This window comes from Streptacidiphilus sp. BW17, assembly GCF_041262485.1.
Lineage (GTDB): Bacteria > Actinomycetota > Actinomycetes > Streptomycetales > Streptomycetaceae > Streptacidiphilus.
The window spans coordinates 132816-152597 of the sequence record NZ_JBGCCR010000011.1 but is presented as its reverse complement, the minus strand read 5'-3'; the positions used below and the strand labels follow the sequence as shown (position 1 = coordinate 152597).

Here is a 19782-nt window from a genome sequence, read left to right as displayed (position 1 = left end):
CGATAGTTCAGAGGGTGTCGCGCATCAAGGCCACCACGGCAGTGCCGTACGACCGGGCCCTGGCCCAGACTGCATGCTCGTCCTGGCCGGCCTGTCGCCACTCGTCCAACCGGTCCTCCCCGACGCGCATCCCGAGTCGCGGATCAAGCAGCAGGCGGACTTTCCAGCCGGTCTTCAAGCTCAACCGTGGGGTGGCCGGTACCGATGTGCCGGACTGTTCGGCGGCCACAACCTGGGAGTGCCAGGTTCACCGGCGCAGGGCGGAGCGCCACTGCACGAAGAAGATCAGTGTGCACACTGCCAGAACTGCCGTGATGGGCTCCTGCATCCACCTGGTGTCCGACTCCGTGCGGCACAGGATCAGCGACACCGCAGTGCTAGCAGCCCAGGCGACCCAGTAGCCGTAGCGCTGGCTACCGGTGATTCGCCAGGCGACCGCCGCAGCGCTGAGCACCAGGCCGGCGGATGGCCAGAACAGCCAGGACGAGCCCAGCAGCGCCAGGGTGGCACACATCACGCTGCCGCCGACCAGGCCAGCTATTAGCCGGAGGTTCTGGCGCAGTTCCACCTCGCGGGTCTGCCTCACGGTCGTCTCCTCTCGGACGCTCCATCAAGGGCCCATCCCGCTGGCGTCATGTGTCACAGCTCAGACAAATCATCCGGGCACCCACACATCGTCGCAGGTTGCTGCGGTTCTGGATGACAAGCCGGATCGCCTACGAGGGGACGATGCGGCGGAACGCGACCGCCTGCTGGTCCCAGTAGCCGCCACTGAAGTGGGTGATCTGGATGTCCTTGCCTGTGCGGGGGGCATCAAGGACGAGGTCTGACCCCAGGTACATGCCGACGTGGCCGGGGTTGGTGGGGGTGCCGTCGGAGCCGGCCACGAAGATCAGGTCGCCGGGCTTCAGTTGGGCGGCAGAGTAAATGGGCGTTCCGTCGTACACCTGCTCGTACGTGGTGCGGTGGATCGTGATCCCGGCGGCTTCGTAGGCCCGCATCATCAGGCCGGAGCAGTCGTAGCTCGGATCTCCGGTGCCGCCCCACTGGTAGGGCATGCCCCGCTTGCTGATGCCGAACTGGATCGCCGTGACGACCTGCACCGGCGTGCCGACCGGAAGTGAGAACCCGGCGGGGAGGGCAACGGGATTGGTGATGGCCTGGCCGTTGCCGTCCCCGGTGGCGCCAGCACAGTTCGCCGCGCCACCGCTCACGGTTCCGACCAGTCTCTTCGCCAGGTCCTCCCACTTCGCGTAGGCGTCCGGGTAGGCGCTTCTCTGTACGCGCTGGGCGGCCTGCGTAACCGAAAGGGCTTCCCAGCCGGGCACCTTCACCAGGGCGGCGAAGAACGCCTTCGATGCGTAGACCGGATCGACGAGCTGGGCAGGAGAGCCCCACCCCTGCGACGGGCGCTGCTGGAAGAGGCCGACGGAGTCCAGGTCGCCGTTGGGCCTGTTGATCAGGGTGCTCTCCTGCATGGCGGTGGCGATGGCGATCACCGCTGCCTGCGGTGGCAGTCCCAGGCCGCCGGAGACCTGGTAGATGATCGCGGCGTTGTTGATCTGCTCACTGGTCAGCGACTGGCCGTCCGCGGTGATCGTTCCCGGCGCTACGGGTGTCACACAGCCCACGCCCCCCACGTTGAGGGTGGGGGTCACGGCGGAAGCGCCGCCGGCCGTAAGGGCGATGCTGATGACGAGGCCGAATGGGACAGCCACGCCAGCAGTGCAAGCCTGCACGATCTTCTTCACGAGCCACCCCTACGCGCGGGCCCGAGACGCGGCTGCTCGGTACGAGAAGCAAGACCGCCAAGGCCGTTGATTTACTCCAGCTAATTCTGAGTCGGCCAACCATAGGCTCACGTCAATGGCGCGGGTCAACTGGAATCAATGTGATTCCTGATACATGGCAACTGGAGTGAAGATCGCCAGGCGGATCGCGACCAGCCGTCGGGGGAGAGGCTGGTGGGGCGAGGCGCAGGTGCGGCCGTGAACGCGGTTCAGTGGTGTGCAGGGCCAGCCGAGACGAGCGAGTGCTCCTGGTGCCGTTCGAGGGCCACCACGGCATTGCGTACCGCCGCGCTCTTTCGCGCGGCAGCGACCCGTCGCAGCCACCGCGCCTCGTCAGCGAGTTCGGCAGCCCCGTGAGCAGGAAGGTCCGCAGGGCCGCTCTCTGGAGCGGCGCCACGTTCCCGCGCCCGCAGTCCGAGCCCGATCCACACCGCCTGTGCCGCCGCCTCGAAGTCGTCGCCGCGCAGGCCGGCCGCTGACAGGCTCGACCTGATTGCCCGCCAGTCCTCGCAGCTGACGTACTGGCGAAGCAGCAGCGCGGCGTCTCTGATCTCGATCGTTCGCCGCAAGAGGCGGATGCTGAGGTACCGGACCCTGGTGAGGTCATCGAGGAGAGTCGGGGGTGTGCCGAGGACGACGCCGGGGACCGCGGTAGTCAGCTCGCTCCAGAGAGGCCGCAGGGCGAGCAGGTTCCGGATCTTGCTCAGGTTGTGTCGGCCGGCTTCCACCGTCGGTACCGAGATGCCGAGCACCATCAGCAGGACCGCGAGGATCAGGGGCGCTCGTGTGACGAAGAGCGCGAGGTTGTTGCCGCCAGGGATTCGAAGCCCGACCATCCAGGCCGTGAAGAGCGCGCACCGCCCCACCGTGAAGAGCGAGCCGGCCAAGGTGCCAGCCGTCATCAACCAGATGCCCACGTTCAGGCACCGGGAGGTAGCTTTGCCAACTGCTACCCACAGCATGCGGCTTGCGGCGATCATGGCGTACCCGAAGTAGACCTCGAAGGTCCCTACGGCGATGATCGCGGCTTTGTCGCCCTCGGCGGCCACGACGAACTCGCGGGCCTCCGGGCACGGGGCGGCGATGAACAGCACAGCAAGCAGTCCGATCGCGGTTGCCGCGAACGGCCGGCGAAAGCGGAGCATGCCGCTTGCGCTCGCTGGCGGGCTCACGGCAGCCACCCAGTCCAGCATGGCTGCACCGGAGCAGATGCCGAGGCTGTAGACGATCAAGCCTGACAGGTTGGCGATGCCGGCGAACCTGTCGGTGGCTGCGATTGCGGTCGGCAGGTGGGCGGTCATCGCCAGGCCGAGCCAGAGCAGTGCCCACCAGAGGGAGCGCTTGATCGGTGAGCGCCGAGCGCACGGAAGTCGCCAGATCACCACCAGCCACAGGAGGGCGATGGCGACCTGCTCAACCACAGCGTTCGTCCCGGAGGGGATGACCGAGTGCCTCGCCCAGGCGGTCGATGAGCTTGGAGGGCTTGCCGTCCACGCGGGCGTGCCCGAGACCGGCTCGCTCGATCAGGAGCGAAGCGACCATCTCGGCTTCGCGCTCCTCGATCTTTGAGTAGCTGTGCCGGGTCGCGAACATGTGCGCCAGGGCCGCTGGCTCCAGATCCGGGAGAGCCTGGCGCAGTGCTGTTGTGTCGAGGACTTCATCGGGGTAGTGGTCGCAGAGCATGTGACCGACCTCGTGAAGCGCGATGGCATCGCGGTGAAGCGGTGAGGTGCTCTGCTCGACGTAGATCTGGTCCTCGTCGTCCAGCTTGGTCCACCACCCATTGGGGAAGCCGTCGCCGGCTGCCAGCCCAGGCACGAGGAAGAGCTGGATGCGTCGGCCGCGGTGTTCGCCGACCGACGCCAGAAACTGGGGCAGATCAAAGGGCTGGGGAACTGGCAGTCCTCGGACCCGCTCGTAGCAGGACGCGCGCAATCGCCTCAACTCGCGCATACAAGCCCTCCAGTTGCCCCCGGGCTCCAGGTCGCTGCAATGGCACAGCACCTGGCATCTCGCCCGGCCGTCAGTCAGCGTATGCGAACGATCGCGAAGGGTTGGCCGGAGGTATCGAATTGTGACGGTTCTGTGGGCGTGGCGATTGTCACTCGCTGGGCGTCTCGGCTTGATCGTCGCCGTCTGGGAGGCCCTCGACGGCTCGCGCCGCTTCGATCATCTGCGCGATGCCGGCCAGGCCGCGGGCTGAGAGGCCGTCCGCGCGCAGGACGAGCTGTCGAACCCCTTCATCGCGCAGTGCCGAGAGGACCCTCAGTTGCTCGTTGGTCCGCTCGGCTGCCTCGTCCTCGTAGAAGTACATCGGCGAGACGCCGAAGAACTTGGCGATGGCAGCGAGCCTGCTGTGCGTCGGGTCGGTGCGCTTGCCGGTTTTCAGTTGCCACAGGTAGGTGGCCGACAGCACCTGTTCGCCAGCATCGGCGTTGATCCGCTCCGCGACTTCGGCGTTGCTGTACGGGCCGCGGTCGGCCGGGTGGACGACCTTGAACAGGTGGTCGAGCCGGGCGGCGATCGTGCTCGGCTGCTCCTGTGCCGGTGTTCCTTCGTCGGTCATGGTGCCGGTGGACCCCCTCTGTGGACGTATATGACGACCCCTCATCGTCGCGCACAGTGACACTCATTAGCCAGTGTAAACAGAGAGTGTCGGCGTGAGGCTGATCACAGTGATTCTGGTTGACGGGGCGTATTCACTCCTGCGTATCTTTGCTCATCACCTCGTTAGCCAGAGTAAATCGCAGCTGTTCAGCGCGCGTACCTCGAAGCAAGCGGGCGATCCCTCACCGTCCGCCTGTCCGCTACTGCGGAGGCGACTTCCCGTAGCCGAGCCGGCCCCGCCGAGCGACGGCGCGCCCGCACTAGGAGTCCGGCTTGTCCACCTACCTGCACCTTGCCCAGTCGGCGCACACCTTGCTCGCTGATATCCAGAATCCCGCACCGGCTGACCCGACCAACGGCTCGAAGGGCGCGAACCTGCTGCTTTCCTACGCGAAGTGGGGAGCGCTGATCGCGTGCGCCGTGGCCGCCGTCGTCTCCGGTGGCCTCATGGGCATCGGCCACCTCAGCAACCGGCCGGACAGCGCGGAGAAGGGCAAGCGGGCTCTGGTTTGGTCCCTGGGTGGCGTCATCGTCACTGCCTGCGCGATCCCGGTGGTCAACACCGTCTTCGGCGCAGCGGCGTAGCAGAAACGTTCCTGCGAGCAATCAATGAGCAATCAGTTTCTCGACCGCCGCCCGCGTCGCAGGCTCCTCCCGCTCCTCCTTCTCGCGGTCGTCGGCCTCCTGGCCTTCGTCGCCGTTGGCGTGGCGATCGAATCCGGCGGTGCGCCACGTGGGCCCAAGATCTACACGCCGCCGGCCGCGATCCCACCGCCTGGCTCGGTGACTGGGGTCGGTCCGAGCGGGTCGCCCGCACCTGGCAACACCGGCCCGCTCCAACTCGTCCAGGGTGACAAGTTGATCAACGGCGTCTCCGTCGGATACCCCCACTCGATGATCGGCGCGGTCTCCGCCGCCGTCGAGTACTGGCGCCAGATCGGTTCCACTCTCGACCCCGACCGCGCCGCCGCTGTCGGCCGGCTGGTCGCCGATCCTTCGTGGTCCGACGCACCGCAGCAGCTGGCTGCCGGACCCACCGGCGCCCGCAAGGCCCTCGGTGTGGCGACGGATGGGCCCGCCCCGGCGGGTGCGTCGGTGATCCTCGCGCCAGTCGAGTACCAGCTGCGCTCGGTCTCCGCCGACAACGTCCAGGTGCTGCTGCTGGCCACCTACACCACCAGTTCGCCGGCCCAGGGGCCGCAGACGCGCATGGGGGTCTACCCGCTCGACCTGCACTGGGCGGCCTCCGGCGACTGGAAAATCCCGGCCCCGTCCGGCACCGACACCACCGACTACAGCAGCCTCGTCGCCGAGCCAGGGTCCGTCCAGGCATCGGTGAAGGGCTGGCAGGAGTTGAAGCGATGACCCCGGCCCGCACAAGCACCAGCAGCCGGGAGGCGACATGCCTTGCGGTCTGAGCGATCCGGTCAGCTGCGTCACCGGTCCCATACTCAACACGGTCGCTGGAGACGCCGTGAGCAGCATGGCGTCCTCGGCGTGGAACTCCATCTGCAAGTCCTTCGCTGACGCGTGCACCGAAGTCCTCAAGGCGTTCGCGAACGCCTTCGTGAAGATCCCGCCCATCGACCTCTCGGGCCACGGCATCCGCAGCGTCTACGCGATATCCCTCGGCCTCGCGAGCCTCATCGCGGCGCTGCTCCTCATCGGTCAGGTGATCCGGACCGCCATCACGCACGACGGCTCCGCCCTGGCCACCGCCTTCGTTGGCGTCGGCAAGGCCGCCCTGGCCTTCATGCTCACTCTGACCATCGCCTCCACCGCGCTGCTCGCAAGCGACGAGACCACCAAGTTCATCGTTGAGAGCACCTTCGACAGTCAGCAGGCGTTCAGCGACAAGATCGCCAAGCTGATCGCGTGGAGTCCGGGCAACAGCGCATCGCTTCTATTGATCTTCGCGATCCTCGGCATCCTGCTCACCATCGTCCTGTGGTTCGAGATGCTGATGCGCAACGCCGCCATCGCCGTGTTGATCGCCACCTCGCCGATCTCGGCAGCCGGCCAGGTCTCGCAGTCCACGAAGTCCTGGTGGAGCAAGCTGGTCAGCTCCACCGTCCAGCTGATCATCCTCAAGCCCATTGTGGCCCTGGTGTTCGCGCTCGGCTTCGGCCTGGCAGGTGACTCGCAGGACCTGTCGAGCACGCTCTCTGGCATGCTCGTGCTGCTGCTCGCAGCTCTGGCCTGGCCTTCCATCGCCCGGTTCTTCACCTTCGCCAGCGTGCAGGTGGGCGGGGGCGCTGGCCTTGCCGGGCTGCTCGGCTTCGCCGGCGGTCGTCTCAGTGCGGGCGGCGGTCCGGCGTCCGGCCCCTCTCCGGACACATTCGGCCAGGAGAGCGCCAGTCGCACGATGAGCAGCTTCGCCAGCAAGGGCGGAGGCGCTGCCGGTGGAGCAGCTTCCGGCGGTGCTGGGGCGGCGGCCGGAGGTGCCGGCGGTGCGGGGGCGGCGGCCGGGGGTGCCGCTGCTGCTGCCGGGCCGATCGGCATAGCCGCCGCTGCCGGTGTGAAGCTCGCCCAGCAGGCCGTCAACTCGTTGGCGGGCGGCATGGAGAAGATGGCCGGACACGCGGGCGTGCAGGGCGCGAATCCGTACGCGGCTCAGCCGGCCGGGTACGTCAACCGGCATGCGGGCGCTCCGCTGCCCACCAGCGGAGCCAGAGCGGACCAGTCGAAGCCGGACTGGTCTGGCCAGCAGGAGCAGCAGGAGCCGCAGGCCGAGCCGGTGGAGCCAGCCGGACAGCAGGCGGACCACCAGCAGGCACTCCAGGACACCACCCCGGAGCTGCCGGTCGCTGGTGCTCCGCGCAGCGACCCGCCCACGATCGAGATGCCCCCGGTGCCCGCTGGTCCGCCGACCGGTGCCACAGCCGCCAGCGCCGCACCCCCGGCAGGTCCCGCACCGCAGAGCGGCCCCGTACCGGGCCCCCCGCTCAGGGCACCCCAGCCCGGCAAACCGGGCACCGCCCCGTCGGCGTCCGGCACGGCGGCACCCACACCGACCCAGGCCCCCACGACCCGGCCGGCCTCCGGCGCAGCCCCGATCAGCGCCACCCGGCCAGCCCCCAGCACGCGGCCCGCAGCGGTCCAGGACCACGCGGCACCCGCACCAGCACCGGCCCCGTCGGACCGCCCCAGTGCGTCCCGACCCGAGGCCGCCCCGGTCGAGCGCCCCACCGCACCGCCCGCCACCACCACCCCTGACCAGCCCGAAGGAGGCGACAAGTCATGACCACCGAGACGGCTCCCAGCCGCACGTACTTCGGCTGGCAACAGGAGAAGGTCGCCTTCCTCTTCGGACTCAGCGTCCAGCGAGCCGCCATGCTCGGCGGCGCCGTCCTCGCGGCAATCTGGCCGTTCGCCATCTCGTACGTCCGGGCCGGCATCGTGACCTGGCCCCTTTCCCTTCTCCTCTTTCTACTCTCGTTCGTCCGGATCGCCGGCCGCACAGTTGACGAATGGGCGGTCGCCTTCGTGTCCTTCGAAATCCTCCGCTTCCGTGGGCAGAATCGCTTCCTCTCCGGTGCCTTCGCACCACGCAAGGCCGGTACGGACGAGCCGAAGATGGACCTGCCCGGCATCCTCGCCCCGCTGACAATCCTGGAAGCGGACGGCGGCAGCGGCGACCCGATCGCAGTGATCCACCACCAGTTCGACCGCACGTTCACGGCGGTCGCCCGGGTGCGCTTCCCCGGCATCGGCCTCGTTGATTCCCAGCGTCGCGAGCAGCGAGTGGCCAGCTGGGGCGAGCTGCTCAACAGCCAGTGCACGGAGGGCAATCCGATCATCCGGATTCAGGCGCTCCAGCGCCTGGTCCCGGAGTCCGGCGCCGCGCTCCAGCGCTGGCACACCGACCACGTCGCCACCGACGCGCCCACCGTCGCGGTGGACATCACCAGGTCGCTGCTGTCCACCGCCACCCTGGCCACCAGCCAGCGGGAGGCATACCTCGCGTTCACGATGGACGCCGCCCGCGCCGCCGGCCCCATCAAGGCGGCCGGTGGCGGCAACGCCGGAGCTGCCGCCGTCCTGGTTCGCCACCTGCGGGCCCTGACGTCCTCGATCGCCTCCGCGGATCTCCAGGTCGAGAGCTGGCTCAACCCGCGCGAGCTGGCCGAGGTCCTGCGGACCGCCTTCGATCCGGACTCCAGCCGGATGCTCGCAGAGCGACGGGCAGCGGCCACGGCAGCCGCGTTCCGCGGGCACGAGGTCCCCTTCGAGGCAGGGGTGGACCCAGCTGCGGCAGGCCCGTCCGCCGCTGAGAGCTGGCGCGGCCGGTATGAGCACGACGGCGCCGTGTCGGTCACCTACGCCGTCCTCAACTGGCCCAAGAACAAGGTGTACTCGACCGCCCTCGCCCCGCTGCTCGGCGAAGGCCAGTACCGCCGAGCGTTCAACCTGCACATCGAGCCCCGCGGCCCCCGCGCTGCCGAGCGCGAGGTAATGCAGGAACGCACCGCCCGCGAGGTCGCAGTCAGCATGCGACACAAGACCGGCCAGATCATCCCGGAGCACGAGAAGCAGGCCCTCCGCCGCGCTGAGGCCCAGGACGCTGAACGGGCCGCCGGCCACGGCCTGGTCCGCTACACCGCCTACTGCACCGTCACCGTCACCAACCCGGCCGAACTCGAAGACGCCTGCGCTGCCTTGGAGGCCGACGCCAACCAGGGCCGGATCGAACTCCAGCGGATGTGGATGGCCCAAGACGTGGGCTTCGCCCTCGGAGCACTGCCGGTCGGCATGGGTCTGCCCAAGAAGCGGGTGGCGTGATGTTCCGCCGACGTACCGCCGACCTCCCCGTTCTCGACCTGACCGAGGTGCTCGGCCGACCCGCCCCGGTAGCACCGAAGCCCGCGGCGGCGAAGAAGCCGAGGCAGCGCAAGGAACCGGTGGCGCCCCGGCGCGGCTACGCCCGCCCGTACGCCGGACGCGCGCCCAGGATGCCGAATGCCCCGGTGTTCAGGGGCAGCACCGGCCAGGTCCAGGGGCTGTACCCCTGGCTGTACGGGGCTTCCATGCCCCCGGCCGGCGCCTACATCGGCGTTGACTGCCTGGCCGGCGGGGCGTTCAGCTGCCACCCGATCGAGTGGCTGCACCGAGGGCTGATCACCAATCCCAACCTCTTGGTGACCGGCGTACCGGGTACCGGCAAGTCGGCGACCGTCAAGGTCCTCGCGACCCGGCTCGCCGCCTACGGCGTGCGCACCTTCGTGCTGGGCGACATCAAGAACGAGTACGCGCCGCTGGCCCGTGCGTTCGGCGTCGAGCCGGTCGAACTCGGCCCCGGGCTCCGGAACCGCCTGAACCCCTTGGACGCCGGCCCGTTGGGTTCGAACCTGCCCTCCGACCCGGAGGAGCTGCGCGAGCGCCTGGACGAGGTCCACCGCCGCCGGATCACCCTGCTCTCCTCCCTGCTGGTCATGCGGCTCGGCCGCAACCTGACGCCCACCGAGGAAGCCGCTCTCTCCCTCGCCATCCAGCACGCCTCCGGCCAGGCCACCGGAGCCAGCCACCTCGTAGACCCGACCATCCCGCAGGTCTGGGCCCTGCTGCGCGACCCGCTGCCCGAGATGGCCGAGGACCTGCGTGTCCGCGACGCCGACGTGACCGAGTTGCGGGAGATGATCCGGCCGGCCGCCGACGCGCTCGGCAACATGGTCCGAGGCAGTCTCTCCGGGCTGTTCGACGGGCCGACCACCGTGAGGCCGGACTTCGACGCGCCGATCCAGACCGTTGACCTGTCCCGGATCGACGGCCGCGGCGACGAGACCGTGGCCATGACCCTTGCGTGCGTGTCGAGTTGGGGCCAGGCGGCAATTGACGAGCCGGGCGGCCCCGTGCGCCTGGTCGTCCGCGACGAGCTGTGGCGCGCGATGCGAGTCCCGGCGATGATCCGCAAGCTCGACTCGGACCTTCGTCTCTCCCGCGCCCAGGGCACCATCCAGGTCCTGAGTACGCACCGATTGGCTGACTTTGAGGCTGTCGGTGCGCAGGGCAGCGAAGAGGTCAGCATCGCCCGCAACCTGATCGCGTCCTGCGACGTGCGGATCTGCCTGCGCCAGGACACCGCGCCGCTCGCCATGACGAGGGACGCGATTGGCTTGACCGACACGGAGTGCGCGCACATCGCCTCCTGGAGCGGCGAGCAGATCGGCCGCGCGATCTGGAAGATCGGCCGGACCTCCAGCCATGTGGTCCAGACCATTCTCAGTCCGATCGAGCGCCAGCTGTACTACACCAACGAGCGGATGGCTGTGTGAGATGGCCGCCGCCTCGAACTCCACCGTCGCCCGGCGGCCGGTGCTGGACGGCCCGTCGGACTACCTGATCGTCCTGCTGATCATCGCGGTGGTCACGGTCACTGCGGGGACCTGGGCCACCGGCCAGCTCGCCGGGCTGATCACCCACGCCACCTGGCCCGCCGTGCCGTTCGGCGACGCCTTCGCTGTCGCCAAGCAGCTCCCTCACCACCTGGACGACCCGAGGTCGGCCTGGCCCGCGCCGGTCCGCCGTGACCTGCCCGGTCCGGTCGGCTTCGCCGTCGCCAGCGTGATCGTCGCGTGCGCGGCGATCACGGCGGGTGCCTTCGCCCTGCGCCGTCTGCGCCGCAGCCGCTCGGTGCGCGGCTTCGCGTCCGCCACGCAGCTGTCGAAGACCCTTTCCACCGCGGCAGTCGTGAAGCGCGGGACCATCGTCCGGCCCTCCCTTAAGGGCCGCCGATTCACCGCCGACGACGTTGCGGTGCAGCTCGGCCGGACCATGGCCGGGATGCTGCTGTGGGTCTGCGTCGAGAACTCCGTGCTGATGCTGGCCGCCCCACGACAGGGAAAGACGAGTCAGGTGATCATCCCCTGGATTCGGGCCTGGCACGGCCCGATGCTGGTCACCAGCGTCCGCGGCGACGTGCTGGACGCGACCGCGCTGATCCGACGCGGCCTCGGCCCGACCCTGGCGATGGCGCCGACCGGCATGGTCGAGTGGCCGGACCAGGTGCAGTGGTCACCCACCAGCGGCTGCGAGAACTTCGGCAAGGCGATGCAGCGGGCCGACCTCATGGTCAAGATCGGCAAGAGCGAGACCACCGACAGCTCCGGCGCCGGCTTCTTCGGCGCCACCGCCACCTCCCTGCTCGCGGGTTGGCTGCACGCCGCAGCGATCGCCGGCCGCAGCATGGAGGACGTCCTGCGCTGGGGCTTCAACGCCCACGTGGAGGAACCGATCAAGCTGCTCGCCGAGTCCCACCGCGCGGAGCCAGGCGTCGCCGAGATGCTCGACAGCCTTTACCGGAACCCGGGCGATACCCGCGCGAACTTGTTCGCGACCGTCCAGACAGCCCTCACCCCACTGTTCTCGCCGCTGGCCCGCGCGACCTTCGTCCCCAAGGCCGGCAACGGCATCGACATCGAGGACTGGCTGCGGAGCAACGGCACCATCTACCTGCTCGTGGACAAGGAAGAGGCCACCGCACTCGCCCCGCTGATCAGCGCATTCGTCTCCGAAGTCTTCGGCACCGCCAAGCGCCTCGCCGACCGCTCACCCGGCGGCCGACTCGACCCGCCGCTGGGAGCACTGCTGGACGAGGTCGCCAACATGTCGCCGCTGCCCAACCTCCCCGACCTGATGAGCTTCGCGGGCGGTTCGGGCATCTACGTCGTCGCGGTGCTCCAGAACATGGCGCAGGCCCGCAAGACCTGGGGACGCGACGGGGCGGAGATGCTCTGGGGCAGCTCCACCGTCAAGATCGCCCTCGGCGGCCTGGGCGGCGACGAACTCGAAGAGTTTTCCAAACTCGCCGGGCTCTACCGCGAATCCCTGACGACCTACCAGAGCGGCAGCCACGGCACCACGATGCAGACCACCCTCCAGGACCGCAAGACCGTTACCCCGGACGAGATCCGCACCCTGGACGAGGAGCGTCGCGAAGCCCTGGTCATCCACGCCACCACCCCCATCACCAAGATCCGCATGCAGCGCCACTACGAAGGACCCGACCGCAAGGCGTACGAAGAGAGCATCGAGTGGTCGCGGCGCTACCGCGCGGGCGAACTCGACCCCCACGAGGTCGCCGCGTGACCCCGCGACCCGCATGGAGCGGGCGTCACGCCGAGCCGCGCTCCGCCGCCGACCGGCGCTGGGAATCCCGCTTCGACCGGCGCCACCACCAGGGCCTGCTCCGCCGCCCCGAGCCCCCGATCGACTGCACCCTGCGGTGGAGCGGGCCGGTTCGCGGAATCGACGGCGCGCTCTACCACGCCGGCGAGGACCACACCGGCGCCCCGGTGGTCGTCGTGTTCAGCCCCGGCTACCAGGAAACCGTCCCTGCGCTGTGGCCGACGGACGACTGGGCCGACCACCGCGCCCTCACCGAGGGCCGGTTCCTCCCCGTGAGCACCTGGCGGCCCTCGCGGGCCGACCACGAGGACCTGGTGCTGGCCTACCTCGTTCAACGCCCGCGCGAACTGGCCGACCTCAGAGGGTGGGTGCCGGTGGACGCGTTCACCACCCATGTTCGCTACGGCATCTACGAGGCGATGCTGGCACTGCACGCTGACGCCGAGCCGGTCACCCCCGCGACCATCGTGGACCGCGTCCGCAGGAGCACCGACGAGCTGTCTCCCCGCCTGGCGCGGCTGGTCACTGACACGATGGACACCTCCGCCTACCTGCGTCGCCTCAAGGTCACCCCGAGCACGTCGATCGAGGCACTCGACGCCGCCGTGCACCTCGTGATCGCCGACTGGAATGCGGTCTCGTTGGCCGACCGCGCAGACACGAGGCACCAGCTCACCCGGTGCCCGGACACCCTCTCCGGAGCCACCCGCATCCTGCCCGCCCAGCTCCAGGATCAGACATGACCGAGCCCGCGATCACGCCGATCGGCAGGGTCAAGCACAGGCCGCACGCCCGGATTCGACGCCTTCGCGGGCGCCGCGCCGACGGCGCGCCGACCAGCGGCACCAACTCCGCCAGCACCGAGGCGAGTCCTCGCACCAGGCTGGTTGAGTGGCACTCGATGACCGGGCCCGAGCGCATCGCGGCCTGGGGCGGCCTCTGTGACTGGGTGACCTGGCTCCACGACCGATACGAGCTGGCGGTGGAGTCGAGGCTGCCGCAATGCTGGGCCGAACACCCGGGGCTGATTGAGGAACTGTGGGCGCTCAAGGTCTGGCGGGAAGAGATCTACGGAGCCGGCCCCGAGCAGCAGGTCGGCCAGGCTGCCCGCTATTGGCATGCCGAGCTGCGCACGGTGGTGGCGAACGCGACCACCGTCTACGCGACGGCCTGCCGAACTGGGCACCGAAGCCCGGAGTTCAGGGCCGCCGAGACCCCGGACCTCCAAGAGCGCTGGACCACCGCCGATCCCTGGGCCGGGATTCCCAGCCGCCTGCTGGCTGCCCACGCGGACACCGCCGAAGCCGGTAGTCCGGACCGCCTCACCGCGGCCCAGATGGACGACGCCCGGGCCCGCGGCCTTGCCGCGCCGATCAGCCCCGGCATCCCCGAGTACGTACGGTTCGCCGACGCCTGGTGGGCCGTCGAGATCGGCGGCGCCTGGCTGCGCATCGTCACCGAGGAGCTGCTGGAGCGGCTCGACGACGCTGCTGCTCGGATGGCCGCCGCCGATGACGCCGCCCGCCGCTACAGGGAAGCCACCACCGGAACGAAGTCGAGGACGAACCGATGACCCACCCCAATCTCGTGCTCCGTGCCGAGCAGGCCGTCATCGGCTCGGCGCTACGCGACCGCCAGCGCTTGGACGACATCGCGTACCTCACCCCGGACCGCATGGCCCACCCCACCCACCGCGCCGTGCTGACCGCCTTGATCGAGTCGCGCACCAGCGACCCGACGGCGACGCCCGCCCGGCTGCCGGAGCTGATCGCGCAGCGCACGGCCATCACCGGAGTGCACGCCGACTACCTGCGGCGCCTCGCCGACGCCGCGCCGCAGCCGCGCAACATCGCCAGCTATGCCCGCATGGTCCAAGAGGCCGCCGTCCGCCGGGACCTCGCGCTGCACGTTGACCGGCTCCGTTCGACCGCCTCGGGCCTGCACGGACCAGACCCGGTGCTCGACCGGCTCACCCAGGCGATGCGCCGTACCGAGCAGACAGCTCCGGTGGCCAGGCTTAACGAGCCGGCCCCGCCTCCGTACGAGTCTTGGCCGCAGCCGGCCGGCGAGCAGCAAGTCCGGGTCGAGGTCCGCCTTGAGCGTCAGGACACCGTGCTCGCGGATCTGCTCCAGCACCCGGAGCAGATCCGGGAGGTCAGCAGTTGGCTGTACCCGGAGGTGTTCGAGGAAGGTCCGCGCCGTGAGGTCTACGAGGCCATCGTGGTCGTCGCCGAACGCGGCGAGCCGGTCGATCAGTTGACCGTCGAGTGGGAGGTCTACCGGCAGGACCCCCAGGCATATGAGGTGAAGGTGGAGGTGAGCGTCGAGGAGCGCCCCGACTACCTCACCCGCCTCGCCACCACGGCCGTCATCGTCGGTGCCGCAGTCGAACTCTCGGGGGAGATCATGGCCGAGGACATCAGGGCAAAGCTCGCCACCGACTTCGGCAACATCGACGCCACCACCCGCACACCCGGTCCGGAACTCAAGGCGAGCCTTGACGTCAGAGCGACCACGGCGGCCCCGCGTCAGGAGCCGGCGCCTCTCTTGCAACCGCCGCCGGTGCAGCAGACCCCCGTCATCCAGCCGAACATCCGGCCGTGAGGGGAACCGCGATGACCAACTCCGAAGTGGGCATGCTGGCAGACCTCAGCCACGCAGCCATGGACGCCGCCCTCGCCGACGGGACTGCTCAGTACCTCAGCGAGACGATCCGCGACTTCGCCCGGTATCGGGAGTCCTGGTGGATCTTCGACAGGGCAGGTTGGTGGGAGGTCACCCGAGCCGACGTCGCGGCCGGACTGGACCTGATGGAGGAGAACATGCGCCTCGCGGACCTGGCCGTGCAGCGCCACACCGGTTGAGCAGAGCCGCCCCCGCACCAAAGCCGAACGGTGCGGGGGCGACGCCGCGTTCCGTGCACCGTGACAGTGGCAGCGCGCGGGGCTTAGAGGGCGGCCGTGCCTTCGGTGTGCTCGGCGTCGTAGAACTCGGCGAACTCCGGCTGGCCGCCCTCCCAGGCGCGGTGCACAGCGGACCACTCCTCCTGGTTGAGGACGAGCTTGTCGTCCGCGTGGCCGTCGGCGTCGTCGCTGAGTTCCACGCCGCCGTCCGGAAGCCGCCTGATCGTCAGGTTGAGCGCGACGCCCTCGGTGGTGCCAGCGTCGTAGAACTCGGCGAACGGCGGCTCCTTCGTCTCGAAGGCGCGGTGGACAGCCGACCACGTCGCCGGCGTCAGACGAATCTGGTCGTTCTCGTGGCCGGGCTTGTCGTCGCCGAGTTCCACACAGCCGTCACGGAACCGCTTGATCGTCAAGCATCCGGTGTTTCCGTTGGAAGCGAACGACTTCACCCGGGCCGTGATGCTCTCGGTGCCGTCGTGGGCGTAGGGGTCGTGGGACATCGTCACAGCCAGTCTTTCAGACGTCGGTGCAGGAGATCGTTGGACTCTTCGGGCGAGAGAGCGAGCGCGGACAGGCGGGCCCAGGCTCGCTTGAAGCGGATCTCTTCGCGCTCCGACTCTTGCACAGTCCCTGCGGTAAGTGCCTCGGAGAACACATACGTTGGTGAATCTTCCTCGTCGAAGCTGTACCGCTTGACCCGGAAGAATACCCTGCCCGCTGCACCCGACGTCTTGGGGATGACGCGTAGGACAACATGACCTTGGGCTGTCAGGTCCTTGAGCAACGTCAACTGGGGAACCATCACGTCCGGGTCGGTCGAGCGCTCGAAGGCCGACTCGTGGACGATCGTGTGCACGTGCAGGGGTGGGTTATCGAACAACCGCTGCTGCCGGCGTCGATGGACTTCCAGCCACAGCTCCGCCTCGTCGGGGCTCGGCTGCTTCCAGTAGTACTGGGCGTTCTCCCGACGGGCGCTCGGGTGTTGAAGGAGGTAGCCAAAGCAGTCGTCGTCGATCTCCTCCAGGAGAGCCGCCTTGGCCTCGACCTCGATCTCACCGACCATCTGGTGATCGAGGATCTCGCGGAAGGGCGCCCACCAGTGGACCTTGGCCGCGCTCTCCCGCAGGTTCAGCAGACGCTGCCGGCGCGCCCCCTGAACGTCGTAGCCGTCGAGCAGGCGTTCCAGGGATCGCTCTGGGATGAGCTTGACGCCGTTCTCCCACTTGCTGATGTCGCTGGCGTCGAGCCCGGTCGCCGTGGCCACCTCGCGCAGCAAGCGTGTGCCACGGAGGGCTCCCAGCTCAACGCCCAGGGCGCCGGCGGCGATCGGTGAGAAGTGCGGGGGCACTCGATCCTCCCTTCTGGCTGACCGTCAGTCTCCTGCGCCGAGGGGGGCGTTGCAAGATTCGAGACTGACCCATTGGGTTACCCATTAGGGTTGCGCACGCGATGTGACCGGGTACACACTCGTCATCACTACGCAGCGCGGTCATCGCCCCACCATTGGTGATCATGTCGTGCACCTCGACAGCTGCACCCCACGCGATGGAGGCAGTCGTGCTGGCCCTGGAAGACAGACACGCTCACGTATTCGCGTCGAGCCAGTTTCCCGCAGCAGAGCTGTCCGTCCCCAAGGCCCGCCGGTTCGTCAAGAGCGCCTACGAGTGCTTCAAGGTGCCGACGGACACCGTCGAACTGATCGTCAGCGAACTCGTCACCAACGGAGTTCAACACACCCAACGTCCCGTACGTGTAACCCTGTTCACTCCTTCGAGTGGCTTGCTCCGCATCGAGGTTGCGGACACCAGCTCCGCGCCCCCCAGGCGACGGCAAGCCAGCCCCGACGACGAGAGCGGCCGAGGGATGGAACTCACGGAGGCGCTGTCCGAGTCGTTCGAGGTCGCGCTCATCCCCGGCGGGAAAGTGGTCTGCGTCTCGATCGCGGTCGAGGAGGCTTTCCCCACATGACCACCGGATTAGTAGCGATCGGGGTCGTCAACCCGTCTCCGGACGAGGCCCTGAATGCGGCGACTCGCCTGCTGGATGCCATGGACCAGCAGCACCTCAAGCGCTTGATGCTGCGCCTCGGGGAGCGCATCGGCGCGGAGGTCACCATCGACGGCCAGTGGGGCCTACCGAATGTGCTTGGGACCGATGCCCTGTGGGAGGGCGACGCCGGTCAGTCCACGTGCGCAGTCGGCAAGGAGGGGCGCCAGCTCCGGGTAGTACCCGCGGTCAACCGCTTGGAGCATCTCCGCCAGGGCGATCAGTTGGCCCACTCGCCCGGCGGGGGACTCCAGAACGTCCGCGAACTCTTGGCGGATGCGGTGTGCGACGGCGGGCACCAGCAGGCTGCTGACCCACAGGACCGCAGGGTCGTAGCCGACCGGCACCAGGCCCCAGCGTTCCCAGTCGAGGATCTTGAGCGGCGCGGCGGTCAGGTTGGCCCACTGGAGATCACCGTGCCCGGTGGTCCGCTCGATTTCGGCTGGGGCCGGGATACCGAGGTACTTCGGGAAGACCTCTTCGACCCATGTCTGGCGCAGAGTGATCTTCGTGCTCGGTGCTTCCGCGATGCCAGCCAGCGCGTTCCGCAGCCCGGTCCACCAGCCGTCGTCCAGGCCGGGGTCATCGCGGAGGTCCGGGGTTGAGGAGACCGCGGAACCTACCAGGTCGAAGACGTCCGCCTGGTAGAACCAGCCGGCCTCCGTCCAGTCCACGGTGTCGTGGAGCCGGGGGCGCGGGACGAATGCAGGGACGAACTGTTCAGCGCCGAGGGCGCCCTGGCCGGTCGGCCGGGGCGCCCGGTGACGGCTGCTTCTGGAGACCCGGAGCCAGTTGTTCTCGGACCGGCAGCCGATGGTGGTTCCGGAGGTGCCGAAGACTGGTGGTTCGGTGCACACGAGGCCGAGGAACGCGGCGGCTTTCTTGTGCGCTGTCGTCAGGTTGTGCCGGGTGTCGTCATCCGGCTGAAAGGACATCGAGCACCGTCCTGAGTCGCTCGTCGGGGATCGGCTGGGCGAGAGCTGCCCTGGCATCGTCCCAGTGCTGGCGGGTGCCGGTCGAGGTGAGGACGACGTCGAGCGCCAGGCACGCGCCGATGAGCTGGAACGCGGAGTTGTCGACCATCTCGCGCCCCAGAGGTCCGTAGTATTCCTTCATGCGTGGAGAGTTACCCGCAGTGCTGTATGTAAGCCCCACCCGAGCACGTCCAGCACGACGCCTGTGCCCCCGTTCGCGAAGGCAGTGCATCGCAACGGGGCTGTTCAAGACCCCACCCCAACACATCGGGGGATGCCCTACGCCCCGCGTGAGGCATGCTTCCTTCCACGCGCCCGGAGAACAGATGAAGGATGAATCACCCGCTGCGGACGACCTGGCAGCAAGCAAGGAGAGAAGCTGGCGCGAAGCAGCGGTCATCGACGCCGCCTTCACCTCCGGCGACCTCGACCAGGAGGGTTGGCACGAGGCCGTCCGCGCGCTCATCGAACCCGCGTACCTGGCTGCCGACAATCCCCGGGCCCAGTCGGGGCACAGCGGAGACGCGGCCCACTGGGAGCGCGCCCGCAGGCTCCTGGTCCGGGCGCTGCCGGCGTCCGGGGGCGACTTCCTCGACGTCGGCTGCGCCAACGGCCACCTCATGGAGACACTCACCGCCTGGGCTACTCAGGACGGCATTCACATCGAGCCATACGGGGTGGAGATCTCCGAGGCCCTGGCCGCGCTGGCCCGCGAGCGCTGCCCGCAGTGGAGCGGCCGGATCTGGCACGCGAACGCGATGGGCTGGGAGCCGTCCCGCACCTTCGCGATCGTCCGCACCGGTCTGGACTACGTCCCACCCCAACTGCGCGGCGCCTACGTCGAGCACCTGCTGACCCGGGTGGTGGCACCCGGTGGACGGCTGATCATCGGTGTCTTCAACGAGGAACGCGACCAGCACCTCCTGGAGCGTGAAATCACGGAGATGGGCCACCGCGTCGGTGGGCGCGTTACCGCCCCTCACCGCCACCCCGCCTTGCTGTACAAGGCGTTCTCGGTCGAGTCCCCATCCGCGCCAGGCTCCGCCCCTGCGGCATCCACGGAGGGGTGCTGAGGCTGGAGTCCGGCAACGGGGCGAAGCGGCACGAGTGGCGGATCGAGGAGCGGGGGTACCTCACCGCGGTTGGGGCGGCTAAGTAGGGATTAGGTCATGCGTGCGATTATTGGCGATCCAATGGGGCGGTTGCTGATACCTGGAGTGGCTCAAGATGCGCAGGGAGGAACCCCAGTGGGCTGTTCCGCGCTTCTTGTCGATCATTAGTTCGATAATATCGATGTTCCTCATCGTGGTTGTCAGTGGTGGCTTCTAATGTCATCCG

Annotated in this window: 22 protein-coding genes; 12 read left to right on the top strand and 10 right to left on the bottom strand. The window is 68.8% G+C overall.

Annotated elements, in window-relative coordinates; genetic code table 11:
* Nucleotides 1-7 precede the first annotated feature (7 nt).
* The 6 genes from ABH940_RS16385 to ABH940_RS16360 all read right to left on the bottom strand — a co-directional run bounded on the left by ABH940_RS16385 (nucleotide 8) and on the right by ABH940_RS16360 (nucleotide 4356).
* Complete coding sequence (locus ABH940_RS16385; protein WP_370066468.1) at nucleotides 8-229, bottom strand: hypothetical protein; 222 nt, start codon at nucleotides 227-229, stop codon at nucleotides 8-10.
* 18 nt (nucleotides 230-247) lie between these two features.
* Nucleotides 248-586, bottom strand: coding sequence for a hypothetical protein (locus tag ABH940_RS16380; RefSeq protein ID WP_370066466.1), 339 nt, complete (start codon nucleotides 584-586; stop codon nucleotides 248-250).
* Nucleotides 587-716: 130 nt separating this feature from the next.
* Complete coding sequence (locus tag ABH940_RS16375; RefSeq protein ID WP_370066464.1) at nucleotides 717-1718, bottom strand: C40 family peptidase; 1002 nt, start codon at nucleotides 1716-1718, stop codon at nucleotides 717-719.
* A 281-nt stretch (nucleotides 1719-1999) separates the two neighbouring features.
* On the bottom strand, nucleotides 2000-3211 hold the full coding sequence (locus ABH940_RS16370; protein ID WP_370066462.1) for an MAB_1171c family putative transporter: 1212 nt from the start codon (nucleotides 3209-3211) through the stop codon (nucleotides 2000-2002).
* Entirely contained in the window at nucleotides 3204-3743 is a 540-nt protein-coding gene (locus tag ABH940_RS16365; protein ID WP_370066460.1) for a hypothetical protein, read from the bottom strand. Before ABH940_RS16365 ends, ABH940_RS16370 begins: the two co-directional genes overlap by 8 nt.
* 148 nt (nucleotides 3744-3891) lie before the next feature.
* Entirely contained in the window at nucleotides 3892-4356 is a 465-nt protein-coding gene (locus ABH940_RS16360) for a helix-turn-helix domain-containing protein (RefSeq protein ID WP_370066458.1), read from the bottom strand.
* Nucleotides 4357-4670: 314 nt separating this feature from the next.
* Between ABH940_RS16360 and ABH940_RS16355 the strand changes: the two genes are divergently transcribed.
* From ABH940_RS16355 to ABH940_RS16310, 10 genes are all read left to right on the top strand, one after another.
* Entirely contained in the window at nucleotides 4671-4982 is a 312-nt protein-coding gene (locus ABH940_RS16355) for a hypothetical protein (RefSeq protein ID WP_370066456.1), read from the top strand.
* Nucleotides 4983-5006: 24 nt separating this feature from the next.
* On the top strand, nucleotides 5007-5762 hold the full coding sequence (locus tag ABH940_RS16350) for a hypothetical protein (protein ID WP_370066454.1): 756 nt from the start codon (nucleotides 5007-5009) through the stop codon (nucleotides 5760-5762).
* A 109-nt stretch (nucleotides 5763-5871) separates the two neighbouring features.
* On the top strand, nucleotides 5872-7641 hold the full coding sequence (locus ABH940_RS16345; protein ID WP_370066452.1) for a hypothetical protein: 1770 nt from the start codon (nucleotides 5872-5874) through the stop codon (nucleotides 7639-7641).
* Complete coding sequence (locus ABH940_RS16340) at nucleotides 7638-9179, top strand: SCO6880 family protein (protein ID WP_370066450.1); 1542 nt, start codon at nucleotides 7638-7640, stop codon at nucleotides 9177-9179. The genes ABH940_RS16345 and ABH940_RS16340 overlap by 4 nt, the downstream gene beginning before the upstream one ends.
* On the top strand, nucleotides 9179-10669 hold the full coding sequence (locus ABH940_RS16335) for a VirB4 family type IV secretion system protein (protein ID WP_370066448.1): 1491 nt from the start codon (nucleotides 9179-9181) through the stop codon (nucleotides 10667-10669). Before ABH940_RS16340 ends, ABH940_RS16335 begins: the two co-directional genes overlap by 1 nt.
* 1 nt (nucleotide 10670) lies before the next feature.
* On the top strand, nucleotides 10671-12482 hold the full coding sequence (locus ABH940_RS16330) for a type IV secretory system conjugative DNA transfer family protein (protein WP_370066446.1): 1812 nt from the start codon (nucleotides 10671-10673) through the stop codon (nucleotides 12480-12482).
* Complete coding sequence (locus tag ABH940_RS16325) at nucleotides 12479-13264, top strand: DnaB-like helicase N-terminal domain-containing protein (RefSeq protein WP_370066444.1); 786 nt, start codon at nucleotides 12479-12481, stop codon at nucleotides 13262-13264. The genes ABH940_RS16330 and ABH940_RS16325 overlap by 4 nt, the downstream gene beginning before the upstream one ends.
* A complete protein-coding gene (locus ABH940_RS16320; RefSeq protein ID WP_370066442.1) occupies nucleotides 13261-14094 on the top strand; it encodes a hypothetical protein in 834 nt (277 codons plus the stop codon). The genes ABH940_RS16325 and ABH940_RS16320 overlap by 4 nt, the downstream gene beginning before the upstream one ends.
* Complete coding sequence (locus tag ABH940_RS16315) at nucleotides 14091-15125, top strand: DnaB-like helicase N-terminal domain-containing protein (protein WP_370066440.1); 1035 nt, start codon at nucleotides 14091-14093, stop codon at nucleotides 15123-15125. The genes ABH940_RS16320 and ABH940_RS16315 overlap by 4 nt, the downstream gene beginning before the upstream one ends.
* 11 nt (nucleotides 15126-15136) lie before the next feature.
* Nucleotides 15137-15385, top strand: coding sequence for a hypothetical protein (locus tag ABH940_RS16310; RefSeq protein ID WP_370066438.1), 249 nt, complete (start codon nucleotides 15137-15139; stop codon nucleotides 15383-15385).
* Between the two features lie 83 nt (nucleotides 15386-15468).
* Here ABH940_RS16310 and ABH940_RS16305 read toward each other — a convergent pair whose 3' ends face one another.
* Both ABH940_RS16305 and ABH940_RS16300 read right to left on the bottom strand, forming a co-directional pair.
* Nucleotides 15469-15930: a hypothetical protein gene (locus tag ABH940_RS16305; protein ID WP_370066436.1), complete on the bottom strand. Its 462-nt coding sequence runs from the start codon at nucleotides 15928-15930 to the stop codon at nucleotides 15469-15471.
* Nucleotides 15927-16772 (bottom strand): Scr1 family TA system antitoxin-like transcriptional regulator, encoded by an 846-nt coding sequence (locus ABH940_RS16300; RefSeq protein WP_370066434.1) that lies wholly within the window; start codon nucleotides 16770-16772, stop codon nucleotides 15927-15929. The genes ABH940_RS16305 and ABH940_RS16300 overlap by 4 nt, the downstream gene beginning before the upstream one ends.
* Nucleotides 16773-16981: 209 nt before the next feature.
* Between ABH940_RS16300 and ABH940_RS16295 the strand changes: the two genes are divergently transcribed.
* A complete protein-coding gene (locus ABH940_RS16295) occupies nucleotides 16982-17392 on the top strand; it encodes an ATP-binding protein (protein ID WP_370066432.1) in 411 nt (136 codons plus the stop codon).
* Nucleotides 17393-17556: 164 nt separating this feature from the next.
* Here ABH940_RS16295 and ABH940_RS16290 read toward each other — a convergent pair whose 3' ends face one another.
* Both ABH940_RS16290 and ABH940_RS16285 read right to left on the bottom strand, forming a co-directional pair.
* Nucleotides 17557-18405 carry a hypothetical protein gene (locus ABH940_RS16290; RefSeq protein ID WP_370066430.1) on the bottom strand — a complete coding sequence of 283 codons (849 nt, stop codon included), beginning with the start codon at nucleotides 18403-18405 and terminating at the stop codon, nucleotides 17557-17559.
* Nucleotides 18386-18586, bottom strand: coding sequence for a hypothetical protein (locus tag ABH940_RS16285; protein ID WP_370066428.1), 201 nt, complete (start codon nucleotides 18584-18586; stop codon nucleotides 18386-18388). Before ABH940_RS16285 ends, ABH940_RS16290 begins: the two co-directional genes overlap by 20 nt.
* A gap of 184 nt (nucleotides 18587-18770) precedes the next feature.
* Here ABH940_RS16285 and ABH940_RS16280 point away from each other — a divergent pair, with 184 nt between their 5' ends.
* Nucleotides 18771-19517: a class I SAM-dependent methyltransferase gene (locus ABH940_RS16280; RefSeq protein ID WP_370066426.1), complete on the top strand. Its 747-nt coding sequence runs from the start codon at nucleotides 18771-18773 to the stop codon at nucleotides 19515-19517.
* Nucleotides 19518-19782: the final 265 nt, after the last annotated feature.

Bases quoted from the DNA above. Each gene is read 5' to 3' on its own strand.
- ABH940_RS16365 (WP_370066460.1), bottom strand. From the start codon at position 3,743: ATGCGCGAGTTGAGGCGATTGCGCGCGTCCTGCTACGAGCGGGTCCGA.
- ABH940_RS16360 (WP_370066458.1), bottom strand. From the start codon at position 4,356: ATGACCGACGAAGGAACACCGGCACAGGAGCAGCCGAGCACGATCGCC.
- ABH940_RS16350 (WP_370066454.1), top strand. From the start codon at position 5,007: ATGAGCAATCAGTTTCTCGACCGCCGCCCGCGTCGCAGGCTCCTCCCG.
- ABH940_RS16340 (WP_370066450.1), top strand. From the start codon at position 7,638: ATGACCACCGAGACGGCTCCCAGCCGCACGTACTTCGGCTGGCAACAG.
- ABH940_RS16335 (WP_370066448.1), top strand. From the start codon at position 9,179: ATGTTCCGCCGACGTACCGCCGACCTCCCCGTTCTCGACCTGACCGAG.
- ABH940_RS16330 (WP_370066446.1), top strand. From the start codon at position 10,671: ATGGCCGCCGCCTCGAACTCCACCGTCGCCCGGCGGCCGGTGCTGGAC.
- ABH940_RS16320 (WP_370066442.1), top strand. From the start codon at position 13,261: ATGACCGAGCCCGCGATCACGCCGATCGGCAGGGTCAAGCACAGGCCG.
- ABH940_RS16315 (WP_370066440.1), top strand. From the start codon at position 14,091: ATGACCCACCCCAATCTCGTGCTCCGTGCCGAGCAGGCCGTCATCGGC.
- ABH940_RS16310 (WP_370066438.1), top strand. From the start codon at position 15,137: ATGACCAACTCCGAAGTGGGCATGCTGGCAGACCTCAGCCACGCAGCC.
- ABH940_RS16290 (WP_370066430.1), bottom strand. From the start codon at position 18,405: ATGTCCTTTCAGCCGGATGACGACACCCGGCACAACCTGACGACAGCG.
- ABH940_RS16285 (WP_370066428.1), bottom strand. From the start codon at position 18,586: ATGAAGGAATACTACGGACCTCTGGGGCGCGAGATGGTCGACAACTCC.
- ABH940_RS16280 (WP_370066426.1), top strand. From the start codon at position 18,771: ATGAAGGATGAATCACCCGCTGCGGACGACCTGGCAGCAAGCAAGGAG.